8 protein-coding genes are annotated in these 14,716 nt (G+C 72.2%); 6 read left to right on the top strand and 2 right to left on the bottom strand.

Features of this window, described 5'->3' with window-relative positions:
• Window positions 1-11: 11 nt before the first annotated feature.
• A complete protein-coding gene (locus HEQ75_RS16920; protein ID WP_168032772.1) occupies window positions 12-1,535 on the bottom strand; it encodes an L-lactate permease in 1,524 nt (507 codons plus the stop codon).
• Between the two features lie 214 nt (window positions 1,536-1,749).
• Here HEQ75_RS16920 and HEQ75_RS16925 point away from each other — a divergent pair, with 214 nt between their 5' ends.
• The 3 genes from HEQ75_RS16925 to HEQ75_RS16935 all read left to right on the top strand — a co-directional run bounded on the left by HEQ75_RS16925 (window position 1,750) and on the right by HEQ75_RS16935 (window position 3,931).
• On the top strand, window positions 1,750-1,995 hold the full coding sequence (locus HEQ75_RS16925; protein ID WP_168032774.1) for a universal stress protein: 246 nt from the start codon (window positions 1,750-1,752) through the stop codon (window positions 1,993-1,995).
• A 26-nt stretch (window positions 1,996-2,021) separates the two neighbouring features.
• The gene (locus HEQ75_RS16930) at window positions 2,022-3,032 is read left to right on the top strand and encodes a 2-hydroxyacid dehydrogenase (protein ID WP_168032776.1); all 1,011 of its coding nucleotides are present in this window, start codon (window positions 2,022-2,024) and stop codon (window positions 3,030-3,032) included.
• 113 nt (window positions 3,033-3,145) lie between these two features.
• Window positions 3,146-3,931 carry a GvpL/GvpF family gas vesicle protein gene (locus tag HEQ75_RS16935; RefSeq protein WP_168032778.1) on the top strand — a complete coding sequence of 262 codons (786 nt, stop codon included), beginning with the start codon at window positions 3,146-3,148 and terminating at the stop codon, window positions 3,929-3,931.
• Between the two features lie 108 nt (window positions 3,932-4,039).
• On the opposite strand, the gene HEQ75_RS16940 is transcribed toward HEQ75_RS16935, so the two are convergent.
• Window positions 4,040-8,203 carry a choice-of-anchor I family protein gene (locus tag HEQ75_RS16940; RefSeq protein WP_168032780.1) on the bottom strand — a complete coding sequence of 1,388 codons (4,164 nt, stop codon included), beginning with the start codon at window positions 8,201-8,203 and terminating at the stop codon, window positions 4,040-4,042.
• A gap of 458 nt (window positions 8,204-8,661) precedes the next feature.
• Between HEQ75_RS16940 and HEQ75_RS16945 the strand changes: the two genes are divergently transcribed.
• Genes HEQ75_RS16945 through HEQ75_RS16955 form a run of 3 tightly spaced genes read left to right on the top strand, consistent with a single transcriptional unit; the run spans window position 8,662 to window position 14,714 of the window.
• Window positions 8,662-10,143: an efflux transporter outer membrane subunit gene (locus HEQ75_RS16945; protein ID WP_168032782.1), complete on the top strand. Its 1,482-nt coding sequence runs from the start codon at window positions 8,662-8,664 to the stop codon at window positions 10,141-10,143.
• The gene (locus tag HEQ75_RS16950; RefSeq protein ID WP_168032784.1) at window positions 10,140-11,561 is read left to right on the top strand and encodes an efflux RND transporter periplasmic adaptor subunit; all 1,422 of its coding nucleotides are present in this window, start codon (window positions 10,140-10,142) and stop codon (window positions 11,559-11,561) included. The genes HEQ75_RS16945 and HEQ75_RS16950 overlap by 4 nt, the downstream gene beginning before the upstream one ends.
• A gap of 12 nt (window positions 11,562-11,573) precedes the next feature.
• On the top strand, window positions 11,574-14,714 hold the full coding sequence (locus HEQ75_RS16955) for an efflux RND transporter permease subunit (protein ID WP_168032786.1): 3,141 nt from the start codon (window positions 11,574-11,576) through the stop codon (window positions 14,712-14,714).
• Window positions 14,715-14,716 lie beyond the last annotated feature (2 nt).

A 14,716-nucleotide genomic window follows, 5' to 3' on the forward strand; every position in this document is an offset into this window, starting at 1 on the left:
TGCAACCTACCTCATCCGGGGCGGATCGCCAGGGCGGCCAGGGTCAGCGCCCCGGCCAGCGCGGCGGAGGCCAGCGCCGCCGGCAGCGTGGCGCGCAGCACCCGGCCCTCCTGCCCCGCCAGGCCGACGCTGGCACCGCCGGCGACGATGTTGTGCGGGCAGATCACGTTGCCGATCGCCGCCCCCACCCCCTGCGCCGCCAGCAGCGGCAGCGCCGGCAGCGACAGCGCCGCGGCGGCGGCCAGCTGGAAGTCGGTCAGCAGGATGTTGGACGCGGTGGCGGAGCCGGTGACGAAGGTGCCAAGCACGCCGACCGCGGCGGCGAAGCCGGGCCAGGCGGCACCGGCCAGGGCGGCGGCCGCCAGGGCCAGGGCGTCGATCATGCCGGCATGCACCATCAGCCGGGCCAGCCCCAGCATCAGCAGCAGCGCCAGCAGCACCGGCGGCAGGCCGGCCAGGGCGCGGCCGGCGGCCCGGCGCAGCGCTGCCGCACCGGCCGACGCGCCCTGGTGCCCCGCACGCCAGCGGATGGCGGCGGCCAGCAGCAGGCTGGCCAGCAGCAGCGTCCCCGGGTGGTACAGCGGCGCCACCTGCCCCTGAAAGGCGCCGCCGGCCAGCGACCAGGCGATCGTCACGCCCTCCAGTGCCTGACGCAGCGGCGGCACCAGCCGGGTGGCCAGGATCAGCCCCAGCAGCAGCAGGTAGGGCAGCGCCGCCAGCAGCAGCGCCCGCCTGTCCGGGGCCGCCGCCGCCGGTGGCGCCGCGCGCGGCAGGGCCAGGACGAAGACCAGCCCGCCGAGCAGCGCGCCGCCCAGCGTCGGCAGTTCCGGCCCCACCAGCATGGCGATGGCGGTGAAGGGCAGCAGGAAGGCCAGCGCGGCGCCCAGCGCCAGCCGCAGCCCACCACTGCCTGTCACCCGATGCAGCGCCAGCGCCATGATCCAGCCGCCGGCGGCGTGCAGCAGGGCGGTGGCACCGGCCAGCTCCCGCGGATCCAACCCGCTGGCCGCCAGTTGCGGCAGCACCGGCGTGCCCACCGCGCCGAAGGAGACGCCCACCGCATGCCCCAGCAGGGCCATCGCCACCGCCTGGGCCGGCGGGAAGCCCAGCCCCACCAGGATCGGCGCCGCCAGCACCACGGGCGTGCCGAAGCCGGCCGCGCCCTCGGCGAACAGGGCGAAGAACCAGGCAACCAGCAGCGCCGTCACCCGCCGGTCCGCCGACAGGCCCAGCAGCCCCTGGCGCAGCACCGCCGCCCCGCCATTGGCCTGCTGCCATTCATGCAGGCACAGCGCCGGGGCGACGATCCACAGGATGGTGAGGGTGGTGAACCCGGCCTCCGCCGCCACCCCTGCCAGCGCGCCCAGGGCCCGGCCGGGCGCCGGCCAGCCGAAGCCCAGCAGCGCCACCGGCAGCGCCACCACCAACCCGGCCAGCCCCGCCACGGACGCCCTGCGGCCAAGCCCGGCCATCAGCAGCACGATCAGCCCGACCGGCAGCAGCGCCGCCAGCACCACGCCCGGTGCCACCTCCATCGGCCATGCAACCCTTCAGAACAACGCCCCCGATTCACACGCCAACGTGACCTTTGTGCTGTTCGCCGCGCCAGGCGGCGCCCCGCAATGCCTCGCGACGCCCATCTTTCCTTCAGGCCAGACTGGCGTGATCTTCGGCGGGCCACATTGATTTTCATCAATGCCAGCGCCCTGCCCTTTTGTCAGCCTGCAGCCTCACAGGCGGGGGCACGCCATGTCGCAGTCCGAACTCCAGGCTGGGCCCGGCACGCCCGGCTGGCGCAGCCGCGTGGCGCCGCTGCTGGACCATGGCCCGGCGCAGGCGCTGATCTGCGACGATGGGCAGGCGGGGCGCGTTCCGCGGGTGGTGCTGGGGACCCGGGGCCGCAGCGGCCTGGCCGGCTTCCTCCCCGGCAGCGTCGCCCGGCACCTGCTGGCCTGCCTGCCCTGCGATGCGATGACAATCCGCCCGCCCGCCTGACCGACCGCCCTGGGAGAGACCCGCGCATGCAGATCGTCGTCTTCAGCACCAAGCCCTATGATCGCCGGTTCCTGGGAGCCGCCAATGCGGCGGCGGGGCATCCGCACCGCCTCGTGTTCCAGGAGGCGCGGCTGGCGCCGGAGACGGCGGCGCTGGCGCGGGGGGCGGAGGCTGCCTGCGTCTTCGTCAACGACCAGGCCGGCGCTGCGGTGCTGGAGAGCCTGGCAGCGGCCGGCGTGCGCATCCTGGCGCTGCGCTGCGCCGGCTTCAACAATGTGGACCTGGTGGCGGCGCAGCGCCTGGGCATCACCGTGGCGCGGGTGCCGGCCTATTCGCCGGAATCGGTGGCGGAGCACACGGTGGCGATGATGCTGGCGCTGAACCGCCACATCCACCGCGCCTATCACCGGGTGCGGGACGGGAATTTCGCGCTCGACGGGCTGCTCGGCTTCGACATGCACGGCCGCACCGCCGGCATCGTCGGCACCGGGCGCATCGGCCTGGCCGTGGCGCGCATCCTGCGCGGCTTCGGCTGCCGGCTGCTGGCGCACGACCCGCACCCGGCGGCGGAAGCCGCGGCGCTGGACCTCGCCTATGTGCCGCTGGAGACCCTGCTGGCGCAGGCCGACATCGTCACCCTGCACTGCCCGCTGACGCCGGCGACGCACCACCTGATCGACGCCGCCGCCATCGCCCGGATGCGGCCCGGCGCCATGCTGGTGAACACCAGCCGCGGCGCCATCGTCGACACGCGGGCGGTGATCGCCGGGCTGAAATCCGGCCGCATCGGGCTGCTCGGCCTGGATGTCTACGAGGAGGAGGGCGACCTGTTCTTCGAGGATCTGTCCGGCCGGATGCTGCAGGACGATGTCTTCGCGCGGCTGCTGACCTTCCCCAATGTGCTGGTCACCGCCCACCAGGCCTTCTTCACGGCGGAGGCGATGACCGCCATCGCCGCGACCACGCTGGGCAACCTTTCCGCCTTCGCCGCCACCGGGCGCGCGCTGCACGAGGTCTCGGTGGAAAGACTCGCCTGACTGCCGGCGCACGCAAGTCCAGCCTGCGGCCCGCCTTTACCGGCGGGTAACCCGAGCCCGGCTAGTGTCGCGCCGAGGGGGTCTCGCGGCCCGAGAAGTGGAGGCTGAGTCCGATGGCGACCGCCATGATTGGTGTCGCACAGGCGAAGGGCTGCCCGGCGCAGTTGCAGCTGATCGGCGTGATGCGCGCCGATGCCCCGCTCGACCCGCGGGAGCTGGACCAGGCACCGGATGGCGGAAGGCTGGAACTGCGGCGCATCGGGAAGCTGGCGGCGCTGGTGGCGCCGGCCATGGCGGTGCCGGAACCGACGCGGCGCAACCTGCTGGCGCATGCGAGGGTGCTGGACCAGCTGCTGGCGCGCACGGACCTGCTGCCGGCCCGCTTCGCCACGCTGCTGCCGGGCCCGCGCGGCCTGGATGCCTGGCTTTCTCGCCATGCCACGGCGCTGATCGAGGGGCTGGACGCCATCGCCGGGCGGGTGGAACTGGTGGTGCAGGCAAGCTGGCAGGATGGCGTCGCCCTGCGCGCCGCGCTGGAAGCCGACCCGGCGCTGCGTGATCAGCGCGAAAGGCTGCGCGACCCGGAGTCCGACCCGGCGGAACGACGGCAGCTGGCGGAACGGGTGGACACCGCCCTCGCGGCGCTGCGCGACGCGGAGGCCGCGGCGCTGACCGCCGTGCTGGACCCGCTCGCGGAACGCGGCCTGGCGCTGCCGCCGGTGGAAAATGGCGTGGTTCTGCACCGCGCCTACCTGCTGCGGCGCGCCGCGGTGCCGGACTTCCAGGCGGCCGTGCGCCGCCTGGGCCTTGCCGAGGCTGGCCGCCTCGACCTGCGCTGCCTGGGGCCCCTGCCACCGCAGAGCTTCGCGGCGCTGCCCGCCACCGCGGCCCTCGCCTGACGCGAAAAAACGCTCCGATGGATCATCGGAGCGCCAGGGGGCCGCGCCGGGGCGGCAGGCCGGACGGGCGCCGAGGCGCCCGCCCGGGATCTGGTGCCGTGACGGGTGTTACAGGATGAAGTCGCTCGCCGTCAGCGCCGGCTGGCCGACAAGCAGCACCACCATCTCGGCCGCGCCGCCATCGCCGGCATCCAGCTGGATGGCCGTGCCGGTGGCGCCGAACAGCAGGCGGATGGAGGCTTCGCCGCCGCCCAGGAAGGCGCCTTCGCCGACGAAGGTGAAGCCCTGGTCGCCCGGCAGGTCGCCGTTGGTGTCGATATCCTGGAAGCTGATCTTGTCGCCGTCGGCGATCGAGAAGTCGCGGATGCGGTCGGACTGCCCGCGCAGGCTCTCCTCGAAGGCCGCGAAGCTGAAGATGTCCGCACCGGCGCCACCCAGCAGCACATCGGCGCCCAGGCCACCATAGATGGTGTCGTTGCCGGCCTGGCCCAGCAGGCGGTCGGCACCCTCGCCGCCGTTGATGAAGTCGTTGTCCGCACCGCCCAGGATGACGTCGTCATCGGCCAGGCCGAACAGGTTGTCGTCGCCGGCATCGCCCAGGATGCGGTCGTTGCCCGCATCGCCGACGACCGTGTCGTTGCCCGCGCCGCCCCACATCGTGTCGTTGTCGTCACCGCCCAGCAGCGTGTCGGCACCGGCATCGCCGACCACGCGGTCCGCGCCCGCATCGCCGGCCAGCAGGTCGTCGCCATCGCGGCCCAGCAGGCGGTCCGCGCCGGCGCCGCCGGTCTGGGTGTCGTCGCCGGCGGTGCCGACGAAGCGGTCGGCGCCGTCGCCGCCGGTCGCTTCCTCGCCCATGAAGACGGTGTCAGCGGCCTTGGCGTTGAGGTTCTGGATGCGGGTGTCCTCGGAAGCCGGGGTGTCCGCCTGGTTGAAGGCGGTCTCCGGCGTGCCGTGGAATTCCTGCAGGAAGGCCTCCAGCGCCTGCTGCTCGCCCAGCGAATTGGCCGGGACGTTGGCGGAGGCGGTGAAATCCTGCGAGGCGTCGATCGGCGCGCTCAGCGTGCCGTCCGTCAGCAGATAGCGGAAATTGGTGCCGTTCGCCTTGACCGGGTAGCCGTCGCCGCCGTTGGCGGTGAAGTTCAGCGCCACCACGCTGATCAGCGACGGGGCGGAGGCCAGGATCTCGCCATCCTCCACCACGCGGGCGATGACCTCGCCTGCCTGGTTGGTCAGCGCGACGCTGGTCACCTTCTCGCCGGCCGCATTGTCCGGGTCATAGGCGAAGCGCACGCCGCCGAGCTGGATGAAGCCGCCGGCACCCGGGTTGATGCCGGCCGCGAACTCCAGGATGTTCAGCAGGCCCTGCGGCGTGGTGTCGAACACCATCAGCCGGTTGTCGAAGCGCAGAGCGTTCTCGATGTCGAGCTCGGAGATGCCGCCTTCCGGCTTGCCGGCATCCGGATTGGCCAGCGGCGGCTCCTTGTCGCCGCTCACCACGTCGATGGCGCCGATCTGCGCGCGGATGCCGCCGCCATTCTTCAGCGAGAAGATGAAGGGCTGGTCGCCCAGCGCGTCGGAGGCCGCCTCGCGGTTCGCATCGGCCGTCAGGTTGCCGAGGTTGGTCTCCTGGCTGCGGACCTGGGCGCGCTCGCCTTCCAGGTAGACGTCGGTGAAGCCGAACACGTTGCCGTCCTTGGCGGCGATCACCGCGTCGACGGCCTGGGTGATCTCGGCCACCTCGGCGCCCTTGGTGCCTTCGGCGAAGGCGGTGGTGTCCAGATCCTCGACGCCGACGCCCCAGGCCGCGGCCACGTTCTCCTCGGTCGCCGCGATGGCACCGTTGATCGTGTTGTCGAGGTTCTCGACGATGATCCGGCCCTCGGCATCGAAGTCCACCACCAGGCGGCCGAGATAGGTGTACTCGTTGTCGGTGTTGACGATCAGCGTGGTGCCGCCATCGGCGCCGGTGGCGATCAGCGGGTAGGTGTCGGCGAAGTCGGCGGCATGGCCCGGGAAGGCCACCGCCTCGTCATTCTCGTCGCCCAGGCGGGTGTTGGAGCCGGCGGAGAGGATGATGTCCACGCCGCGCAGCAGGGTGGCCAGCTCCTTCTCGAACTGGATCTGCTGCAGATGCGCCATCAGGATGATCTTGTTGACGCCCTGGCTGATCAGGTCGTCGATCACCGGCTGCAGCTGCGCGGCCAGCAGCGCCATGTCGTTGGTTTCGTTCTCGCCCTCGAAGCCCTTCACCTCGACATTGCCGGTGGAGGAGATGTCCTCCAGCACCTGGGTGGTGGCGCCGACCAGGCCGATCACCTCGCCGCCCTTCTCGACCACGGCGGAGGAGACGATGCGGCCGTTCAGGGAAGTCGCGTTCTCCAGGCCGCCCACGCCGACCGTCTCGGTGTAGCGGGCGTTCAGCGAGCTCTCGGCCGAGAAGTCGAGGTTGGCGGAGAGGTAGGGGAAGGCCGCGTCGGCCACGGCATCGGCGAAGGCGTTGGTGCCCAGGTCGAATTCATGGTTGCCGATGGTCGAGGCTTCGACGCCGATGCGGTTGTGGATCTCGATGTCCGCCGCGCCCGGGTTGGTGCCGCGGCTGTGCACCGCGCCCACCGAGCTGTCGGTGCCGGCGGCCAGGAAGGGACCGGGGATGAAGTTGTCGCCGCCCGCCAGGATCAGCGTGTTGGCGAAGGTGTCGTCATAGCCGTCGACCAGCGCGGCCAGCAGCGGCGCCGTCTCGCCGGCCAGCAGGCCGGCCTCGCCGTCGGAGAAGTGCAGCAGCTGAAGCGTGAAGGCCGGAGTCTCCTCCACCACGGTGACGGAGATGGTGTTGCTCACCTCGTTGCTGGTGACCAGCAGCGCCTGGCCGGTGGGCGAATCGGCGGCCGGGATCAGCAGCACGCCTTCCGGGCTCACGTCGCCGTCGCGCTGGATGGCGCCGGTGTAGGTCACGTTCGCCGGGTCCGTCACGTCGAAGGCCAGCGACATGTTGGACCGCTCGAGCGCCACGAAGGCGTAGGCGCGGTCGCCGATCTGGCCGATCTCGACGCCCTCGGGCTCCGGACCCTTGTTGTCGCTGCGGCCGTCGGCCAGCAGGGCCGGGAACTGCTCGGCGACGATGCGCTCGATCACGTCGGCGCTGTCGAACACGATGTTGCCGCCGGCGTCGAGGATGGAGAAGGAGCGCGCGCCGTACATCAGGATCTGGTCGATGTCGCCGTCATTGTCCGTGTCGCCGCGCAAGCCCGGCGCGTTGGAGACGGTGAGGCGGCCGAGATTGTCGCTGTCCTTCAGATCCGCCTCGTTCGGGAACACCGTGTCGTCGAGGTCGTAGCTGCCGGAGCCGACGCGGATGGTCTCGCCATCCGGCAGGAAGTCGTCACGGTCGTCGCCCTCATTGGCGATGACGTAGAAGGTCTGGCCGTTCGCCTGGAAGCTGTCGATCGCGTCCGGCATGTACAGGCCGAAGACCGGGGCGTTGACCAGGTTGGCCGGCAGCGGGTCGTTGCCCGGGCCGTCGCGGTCGCTGTAGTCGGCCAGCAGGGTCGAGAAATCCTTGGTGCCGAGCGCCACGATGTCCGTGAAGGTGGCGGTCGCGATGTCGAGCACCGCCACGGCATTGGCTTCCTGCAGCGTCACCAGCGCGGTGCTGCCGTCGGCGGAGACGCCGATGTATTCCGGCTCCACATCCTGGGAGACGCTGCGGCCGGCGAAGATGCGCACGCCCTCGGCGCGCAGCGCGTCCTCCTGCCCGTCGAAGGCATCGAAGGTGGCGGTGGTGACGGTGGCGTTGGCGGCGCCGGCGCTGACATCGATGATGCTGACGCTGCCATCGGCATCCGTGCCGGTCTCGTTCAGCTCGGCCTCATTGGCGACCAGCAGCTTGGTGCCGTCCGGGGTGAAGGTCACGCTGTCCGGCAGGGCGCCGACGGTGACGGCGTTGATCAGGCTGCCATCGGCGGCGTTCAGGAAAACCACCTGGCCCGGCAGGGTCTTGTCGGCGTTCGGCAGGGCCACGGCGACCAGGCCGTTCTTCACCGCGACGCTGGTGATGTCCGTGGTGGCGAAGCCCAGCGTCGTGAAGTCGATGGTCGAGACCAGCGACGGCGCGGCGGGGTCGGACAGGTCAACCACCTGCAGCCCGGCGCTGGAGGTCACGAAGAGCCTGTCGCTCGCCGGATCGAAGGCCGAAATCTCGGCGCCGGCCAGGGCCAGGTTGCCGGACTGGCTGAAGGTCAGGGCGTTGGTCGCGGTGGTGCTGAGGCTCATGGCATTACTCCGGAACGTCGCCGACCGCGTGGCCGGCCAAGGGCGTCAGGCGATAGGGGATGCGGCGGGGCGACTCGGCATAGCACCCGGGCTGGCCGGTGGCCGTCCCTGGAAGGCGCGCATGCGTGTGGATTGGGTCGGCTGCCGTTTCATCGCCGGACACCTATCCGCCCCGTATTACGTCCAGAAGTCAGTTTTGCTTAACGCGCGTTAACCTTGTCTCCGGACATGTCCGCGACTCATCCAGGCGGCTGGCCCGCGCCGGGGTGGCGGCGGGGCATCTCCCGGCATTGTGACGCGGCCGCGGGCCGTGGCGGGGCGCTGTCGCAGCGGCTTACCCGGCGCAACGCTTCGTAGCCAAAAGTCTGTGGCGGCCGGCGGGCTGTGGGGCCAAAGAAGGTTTCATCGCGCCGGCCAGCGCCACGCCCATGCCCAACAGCAGGTCCATAGACAGCCGCATGCCGGTTTCCCCAGCCACCCGCCGCCCCTTGCTCCGCGCCTCCGCCCTTCTCCTGCTCGGGGGGCTGGCGAGTGGCTGCGCCGCCCGGATCGACCCGGCCGCCTCCGGCCTTCGTCTGCCAGGCCTGTTCCGCGGCGCCGCCGCCGCGCCGGTGCCGGGGGCGATGCGCTGGCCCGACGCCACCTGGTGGCAGGGCTTCAACGCGCCGCAGCTGGATGCGCTGATGCGCGCCGCCATGGCCGGCAATCTCGACCTGGCCGCCGCCGCCGCGCGGCTGCGCCAGGCGGATGCGGAGGTGCGGATTTCCGGCGCCGCGCTGCTGCCGAGCCTGGATGCCGATGCCTCCGCCCGCCGCTCCCGCGCCAGCAACCGCAACCCGGGCAGCGCGGCGCCCGCCGGCAACAGCTTCGGCGCCGGCCTGTCCGCCAGCTACGAGGTGGATTTCTGGGGCCGCAACCGGGCGATCCTGGACTCCGCCCGCGCCTCCGCCACCGCCGCACGCTATGCCATCGGCGTCACCGCGCTCAGCACCCAGTCGGCGGTCGCCAATGCCCTGTTCAACGCGCTGGGCGCGCTGGAGCAGCTGGAGATCCAGCGCGGCAACCTGGAGGTCGCGACCCGCAACCTGACCATCCTGCGCCAGCGCCTGGCGGTGGGCACCGCCACCGGGCTGGACGTGGCGCAGCAGGAAACCGTGGTGGCGCAGCAGCGCGCCGCCATCCCCGGCCTGCAACGGACCGTGGAGCAGAACGCCTTCGCGCTCGGCACGCTGACCGGCGTGCCGCCCGGGGCCATCGACATCGCCGCCCTGCGGCTGGAGGAGATCACCGTGCCGGGGATCGAGCCCGGCCTGCCGGCCGAGCTGCTGGCGCGCCGGCCGGATGTGCAGCAGGCGGAGGCCAACCTGCTGGCTGCCAATGCCAATGTCGCCGCCGCCCGCGCCGCGCTGTTCCCGACCATCGCGCTGACCGGCAGCGGCGGCGTGCAGTCCCTGGCGCTGGAGACGCTGCTGCGCCCCGGCTCCACCCTGTACAGCCTGACTGCTGGCCTGACCGCGCCGATCTTCGACGGCGGCGCGCTGCGCGCCCAGGTGGCGCAGTTCAGCGCCCGGCAGCAGGAATTGCTGGCGACTTACCGCCTGGCGATCCTGGCCGCGCTGCAGGACACGGAAACCAGCCTCTCCGCCCTGCAACGCGCAACCGAAGCGGTGGCGCTGCAACGGGCGCGGGAACGTGCCGCCCAGCGCGCCTACCAGATCGCGGAGGCCCAGCTGCAGGCCGGCACGGTGGACCTGCTGACCGTGCTGTCCGTGCAATCCAGCCTGTTCAGCGCCCGCAACGCGCTGGCCGATGCGCAGACCGACCGGCTGCTGGCCGCCGCCGGGCTGTTCACGGCGCTGGGCGGCGGCTGGAGCGATGTTCCGCCGGCGCCTGCCCCCCTTCCGGTTGCGCTGCCCGGCCAAGCGAGTTCCGCCCGATGAACGACCTGCCCCGCCCCCCCAGGCCCGAAGCCGCCACCTCCGCGACCACACCCGCGGCCACGCGCGCGCCCACAGCCGCCCTGGCCCCGCCGCCCGGGGTGCCGGCGCCGGAAGCCGCGGCGCCACCGCCTTCCGCCAGGCGCCGCCGCCGCTGGCCCTGGCTGCTGCTGGCGCTGCTGCTGCTGCTGGGCGCGGGCGGCTGGCATGCCTGGCGCCAGGGCTGGGTCGGCGCCACGCCGCCGGCCACCACCGCCGGGGGGCCGCGCGGCGGCCCGCCCGCCATCCCCGTCACCGCCGCCACGGCCGCGGTCGGCAACCTGCCCATCCTGCTGGATGCGCTGGGCACGGTGCAGGCCTTCAACACCGTCACCGTGGTGCCACAGGTCTCCGGCCGCATCACGGAGATCGTCTTCGAGGAAGGCCAGCAGGTAGCGGCCGGCGACGTGCTGGTGCGCATCGACCCGCGCAGCTACCAGGCGGCGCTGGACCAGGCGGTGGCGACAAGGGCGCAGCGGGAAGCGCAGCTGGCCAATGCCCGGCGCGACCTGCAACGATATGTCCAGCTGGCCCGCAGCAACGGCACCTCGCAGCAGACGCTGGACACGCAGCGCGCCACGGTGGCGCAGCTGGAAGCGCAGCTCCAGTTCGATGACGCGACCATCGCCAACGCCCGGGCCAATCTGGACGACACCACCATCCGCGCGCCCTTCGATGGGCGGGTCGGGCTGCGGCAGGTGGATATCGGCAATTTCGTCAGCAGCAGCAGCACCACCGGCATCGTGACCGTGACGCAGCTGCGGCCGATCAACGTCACCTTCACCCTGCCGCAGCAGCAGCTGGGCCAGGTGCGGGACGCGCTGGCCGCGGGAGCAGTGCCGGTGGAGGCGCGGCTGGCGGAGGCCGCGCCGGCGCCGCTGGATGGCAGCGCGCCGCCGCCCAACCCGATCGGCCGGCTGGTGACGCTGGACAACCAGGTGGACGCCACGACCGGCACCATCAAGCTGAAGGCGGTGTTCGACAACGCGGACCAGCGCCTGTGGCCCGGCGCCTTCGTCAACACCCGCATCCAGGTGGCGGAGCTGCGCGACGTGGTGCTGCTGCCGCTGGTCGCCATCCAGCGCGGCCCGCAGGGGCCCTACGCCTTCATCGTCAAGCCGGATGGCACGGTGGAACAGCGGCCACTGACGCTCGGCACCATCGCCGGGCCGCAGGCCGTGGTGCAGCGCGGCATCCGGCCCGGCGAACGCGCCGTCTCCTCCGGCGCGCTGCGCCTGGTGAATGGCAGCCGCGTGCAGGTGGCCGAACCGGTGGTGCCGGTGGCCATCCCGCGCCAGGCGCGGCGCCGCCCGGGTGGTCCACCAGGCGCCCCGCCGGCTGGCCCCGCTGGGGGCGCGCCGGCCACGCCGCCCGGGCGCTGAGGCGGCGCCCGGATGAACATTTCCGCGCCCTTCATCGCCCGGCCGATCGCCACCTCGCTGCTCGCCATCGCGGTGCTGCTGACCGGCCTCTACGGCTATCTCCGCCTGCCCGTCTCCTCCCTGCCGGAGGTGGATTTCCCCACCATCCAGGTCACCACGCAATTGCCCGGCGCCTCGCCGGACACGGTGGCGGTGCTGGTCACGGCCTCCCTCGAACGGCAATTGGCGCAGATCTCGGGGCTGGCGGAGATGGTCTCGGTCTCCGGCCCCTCGGTCAGCCGCATCACCCTGCAGTTCAACCTCGGCCGCGACATCGACGATGCGGCGCAGGACGTGCAGGCGGCGATCAACGCGGCGCGCGGCACCCTGCCCTCCTCCCTGCCCTACCCGCCAACCTATGCGAAGGTGAACCCGGCGGACCCGCCGATCCTGACCCTGGCGCTGACCAGCGAGACGCTGCCGGTGGCCCGGCTTTCGGATATCGTCGACACGCTGCTGGCGCAGCGCCTGGCGCAGGTGGGCGGGGTGGGACGCGTCGGCGTGCAGGGCAACATGCGCCCGGCGGTCCGGCTGCAGGTGGACCCGCGGCGGCTGGCCGCCTACGGCATCGGGCTGGAGACGGTACGCACCGCCGTCACCGCCGGCAACGTCGCCGGCGCCAAGGGCTCGGTCGATGGGCCGCAGCAGGCCTCCGCCGTCATGGCCAACGACCAGATCACCACGGTGCAGGGCTTCCAGGACCTCATCATCGCCTGGCGCGACGAAGCGCCGGTGCGGCTGCGCGACGTGGGCGTGGCGGTGGAGGATCTGGAGAACACGCTGACCGCGGCCTGGTACAACGGCCAGCCCGCCGTGCTGCTCGACGTGCAGCGCCAGCCGGGCGCCAACATCGTGCAGACGGTGGAGGCGCTGCGCGGCCAGCTGGAAGGGCTGCAACGCGCCCTGCCCGCCGGCGCGCAGCTTTCCGTGGTGGCGGACCGGACGGAGACGATCCGCGCCTCGGTGCACGAGGTGCAGTTCACCCTGGTGCTGTCCATCGTGCTGGTGGTGCTGGTGATCTTCCTGTTCCTGCGCACCCTCCGCGCCACGCTGGTGCCCGGCGTGGCCCTGCCGCTCTCCATCATCGGCACCTTCGGCGTGATGGCGCTGCTGGGCTATTCGATGGACAACCTCTCGCTGATGGCGCTGACCATCGCGACAGGCTTCGTGGTGGACGATGCGATCGTGATGATCGAGAACATCGTCCGCCTGATCGAGGAGGGGAAGAAGCCGCTGCGCGCGGCCTATGAGGGGGCGAGGCAGATCGGCTTCACCATCGTCAGCCTCACCGTCTCCCTGATTGCGGTGTTCATCCCGCTGCTGTTCATGGAAGGCGTGGTCGGCCGGCTGTTCCGCGAATTCGCCATGGTGCTGACGGTCTCCGTCCTGGTGTCCATGGTGGTGTCGCTGACACTGACGCCGATGATGTGCGGCCTGCTGCTGCGCGACCACGGCCAGGACCGCCCCGGCCGCATCTCCCAGCTGTTCGAGGCCGGGTTCGAGGCGCTGCGCCGGCTCTATGCCCGCACGCTGGACTGGGCCCTGGCGCGGGAGGCGCTGATGCTGGCGATCGCCGGCCTGACGCTGGCCGGCACCATCGCGCTGTATGTGGTGATGCCGAAGGGCTTCCTGCCGCTGCAGGACACCGGCCTCATCACCATCACGACGGAGGCGCCGCAGGACGTTTCCTTCGCCCGCATGTCCGCCCTGCAGCGCCAGGTGTCGGAGGTGGTGCGCCAGGACCCGGATGTGGTGTCCGTCACCTCGGTCGCCGGCGCCGGCACCGTGAACGCGGCGCAGAACTCCGGCCGGCTGACCGCGGTGCTGCGGCCGCGGGCGGAACGCGAGGACGATGTCGGCGCGGTGATGGCGCGGCTGGCGCCGCGGCTTGCCGCCATCCCCGGCGTCGAGACCTTCATGCAGCCGGTGCAGGACATCCAGATCGGCACCCGGCCCGGCGCCACGCAGTACCAGTACACGCTGATGGACAGCGATGCGGCGACGCTGGGCGAATGGGCGCCGCGGCTGGTGGCGGCGCTGCGCCAGCGGCCGGAACTGGCCGATGTGAACAGCGACCAGCGGGAGGACGGGCTGCGCGTGATGGTGCAGGTGGACCGGCTGCGCGCCGCCCGGCTGGGCGTGACGATGGAGGCGGTGGATGCCACGCTCTACAACGCCTTCGGCCAGCGGCAGATCTCCACCATCTACGCGCAGAACAACCAGTACCGCGTGGTGCTGGAAGCCGATCCGGCGCAGGCCGGCGACCCGGCGGCGATCGGCCTGCTGCGCGTGCCGGGCAGCAGCACGCAGCTCGGCGGCACCGCAACCGGCATCGCGCCGCAGATCCCGCTGGCGGAGATCGCCACCATCACCCGCGGCCGCGGGCCGCTGACCATCACCCGCGCGGACCAGTTCCCGGCCGTGACCATCGGCTTCAACCTCGCCCCCGGCACCTCGCTCGGCGCCGCGCTGGAGGCGATCCGGGAGACGCGCGCCAGCCTCGGCCTGCCGGATTCGACGGCCGGGACCTTCGGCGGCGATGCGGCGGAATTCACCCGGTCGCTCGCCGGGCAGGGCTGGCTGATCCTGGCCGCCATCGTCGTCATCTACATCGTCCTGGGCGTGCTGTACGAAAGCGTCATCCACCCGATCACCATCCTCTCCACCCTGCCTTCCGCCGGCATCGGCGCGCTGCTGGGGCTGGCGCTGTTCGGGCTGGACCTGTCGGTGATCGGGCTGATCGGCATCGTGCTGCTGATGGGCATCGTGAAGAAGAACGCCATCATGATGATCGATTTCGCGCTGGAGGCGCAGCGCGAACACGGCCTGGCCCCGCGCGATGCGATCCGCGAAGCCTGCCTGCTGCGCTTCCGCCCCATCATGATGACCACCATGGCGGCCCTGCTGGGCGCCCTGCCGCTGGTGCTGGGCAGCGGCGCGGGCAGCGAATTGCGGCTGCCGCTCGGCGTGTCGGTCATCGGCGGGCTGCTGCTGAGCCAGGTCATCACGCTCTACACCACGCCGGTGATCTACCTGGCGATGGAGCGGATCCGGGGGGCGGCGCAGCGCTGGGCAGGCCGGGCGCCCGTGCCCCCGCCGGCGCCGGCGGAATAGCG

The organism is Falsiroseomonas selenitidurans (assembly GCF_012103215.1).
GTDB classification, from domain to species: Bacteria; Pseudomonadota; Alphaproteobacteria; order Acetobacterales; family Acetobacteraceae; genus Falsiroseomonas; species Falsiroseomonas selenitidurans.

What these genes read in the sequence shown, in the direction of transcription:
- HEQ75_RS16920 (WP_168032772.1), bottom strand. Translation starts at nt 1,535, where the DNA reads ATGGAGGTGGCACCGGGCGTGGTGCTGGCGGCGCTGCTGCCGGTCGGG.
- HEQ75_RS16925 (WP_168032774.1), top strand. Translation starts at nt 1,750, where the DNA reads ATGTCGCAGTCCGAACTCCAGGCTGGGCCCGGCACGCCCGGCTGGCGC.
- HEQ75_RS16930 (WP_168032776.1), top strand. Translation starts at nt 2,022, where the DNA reads ATGCAGATCGTCGTCTTCAGCACCAAGCCCTATGATCGCCGGTTCCTG.
- HEQ75_RS16935 (WP_168032778.1), top strand. Translation starts at nt 3,146, where the DNA reads ATGGCGACCGCCATGATTGGTGTCGCACAGGCGAAGGGCTGCCCGGCG.
- HEQ75_RS16940 (WP_168032780.1), bottom strand. Translation starts at nt 8,203, where the DNA reads ATGAGCCTCAGCACCACCGCGACCAACGCCCTGACCTTCAGCCAGTCC.
- HEQ75_RS16945 (WP_168032782.1), top strand. Translation starts at nt 8,662, where the DNA reads ATGCCGGTTTCCCCAGCCACCCGCCGCCCCTTGCTCCGCGCCTCCGCC.
- HEQ75_RS16950 (WP_168032784.1), top strand. Translation starts at nt 10,140, where the DNA reads ATGAACGACCTGCCCCGCCCCCCCAGGCCCGAAGCCGCCACCTCCGCG.
- HEQ75_RS16955 (WP_168032786.1), top strand. Translation starts at nt 11,574, where the DNA reads ATGAACATTTCCGCGCCCTTCATCGCCCGGCCGATCGCCACCTCGCTG.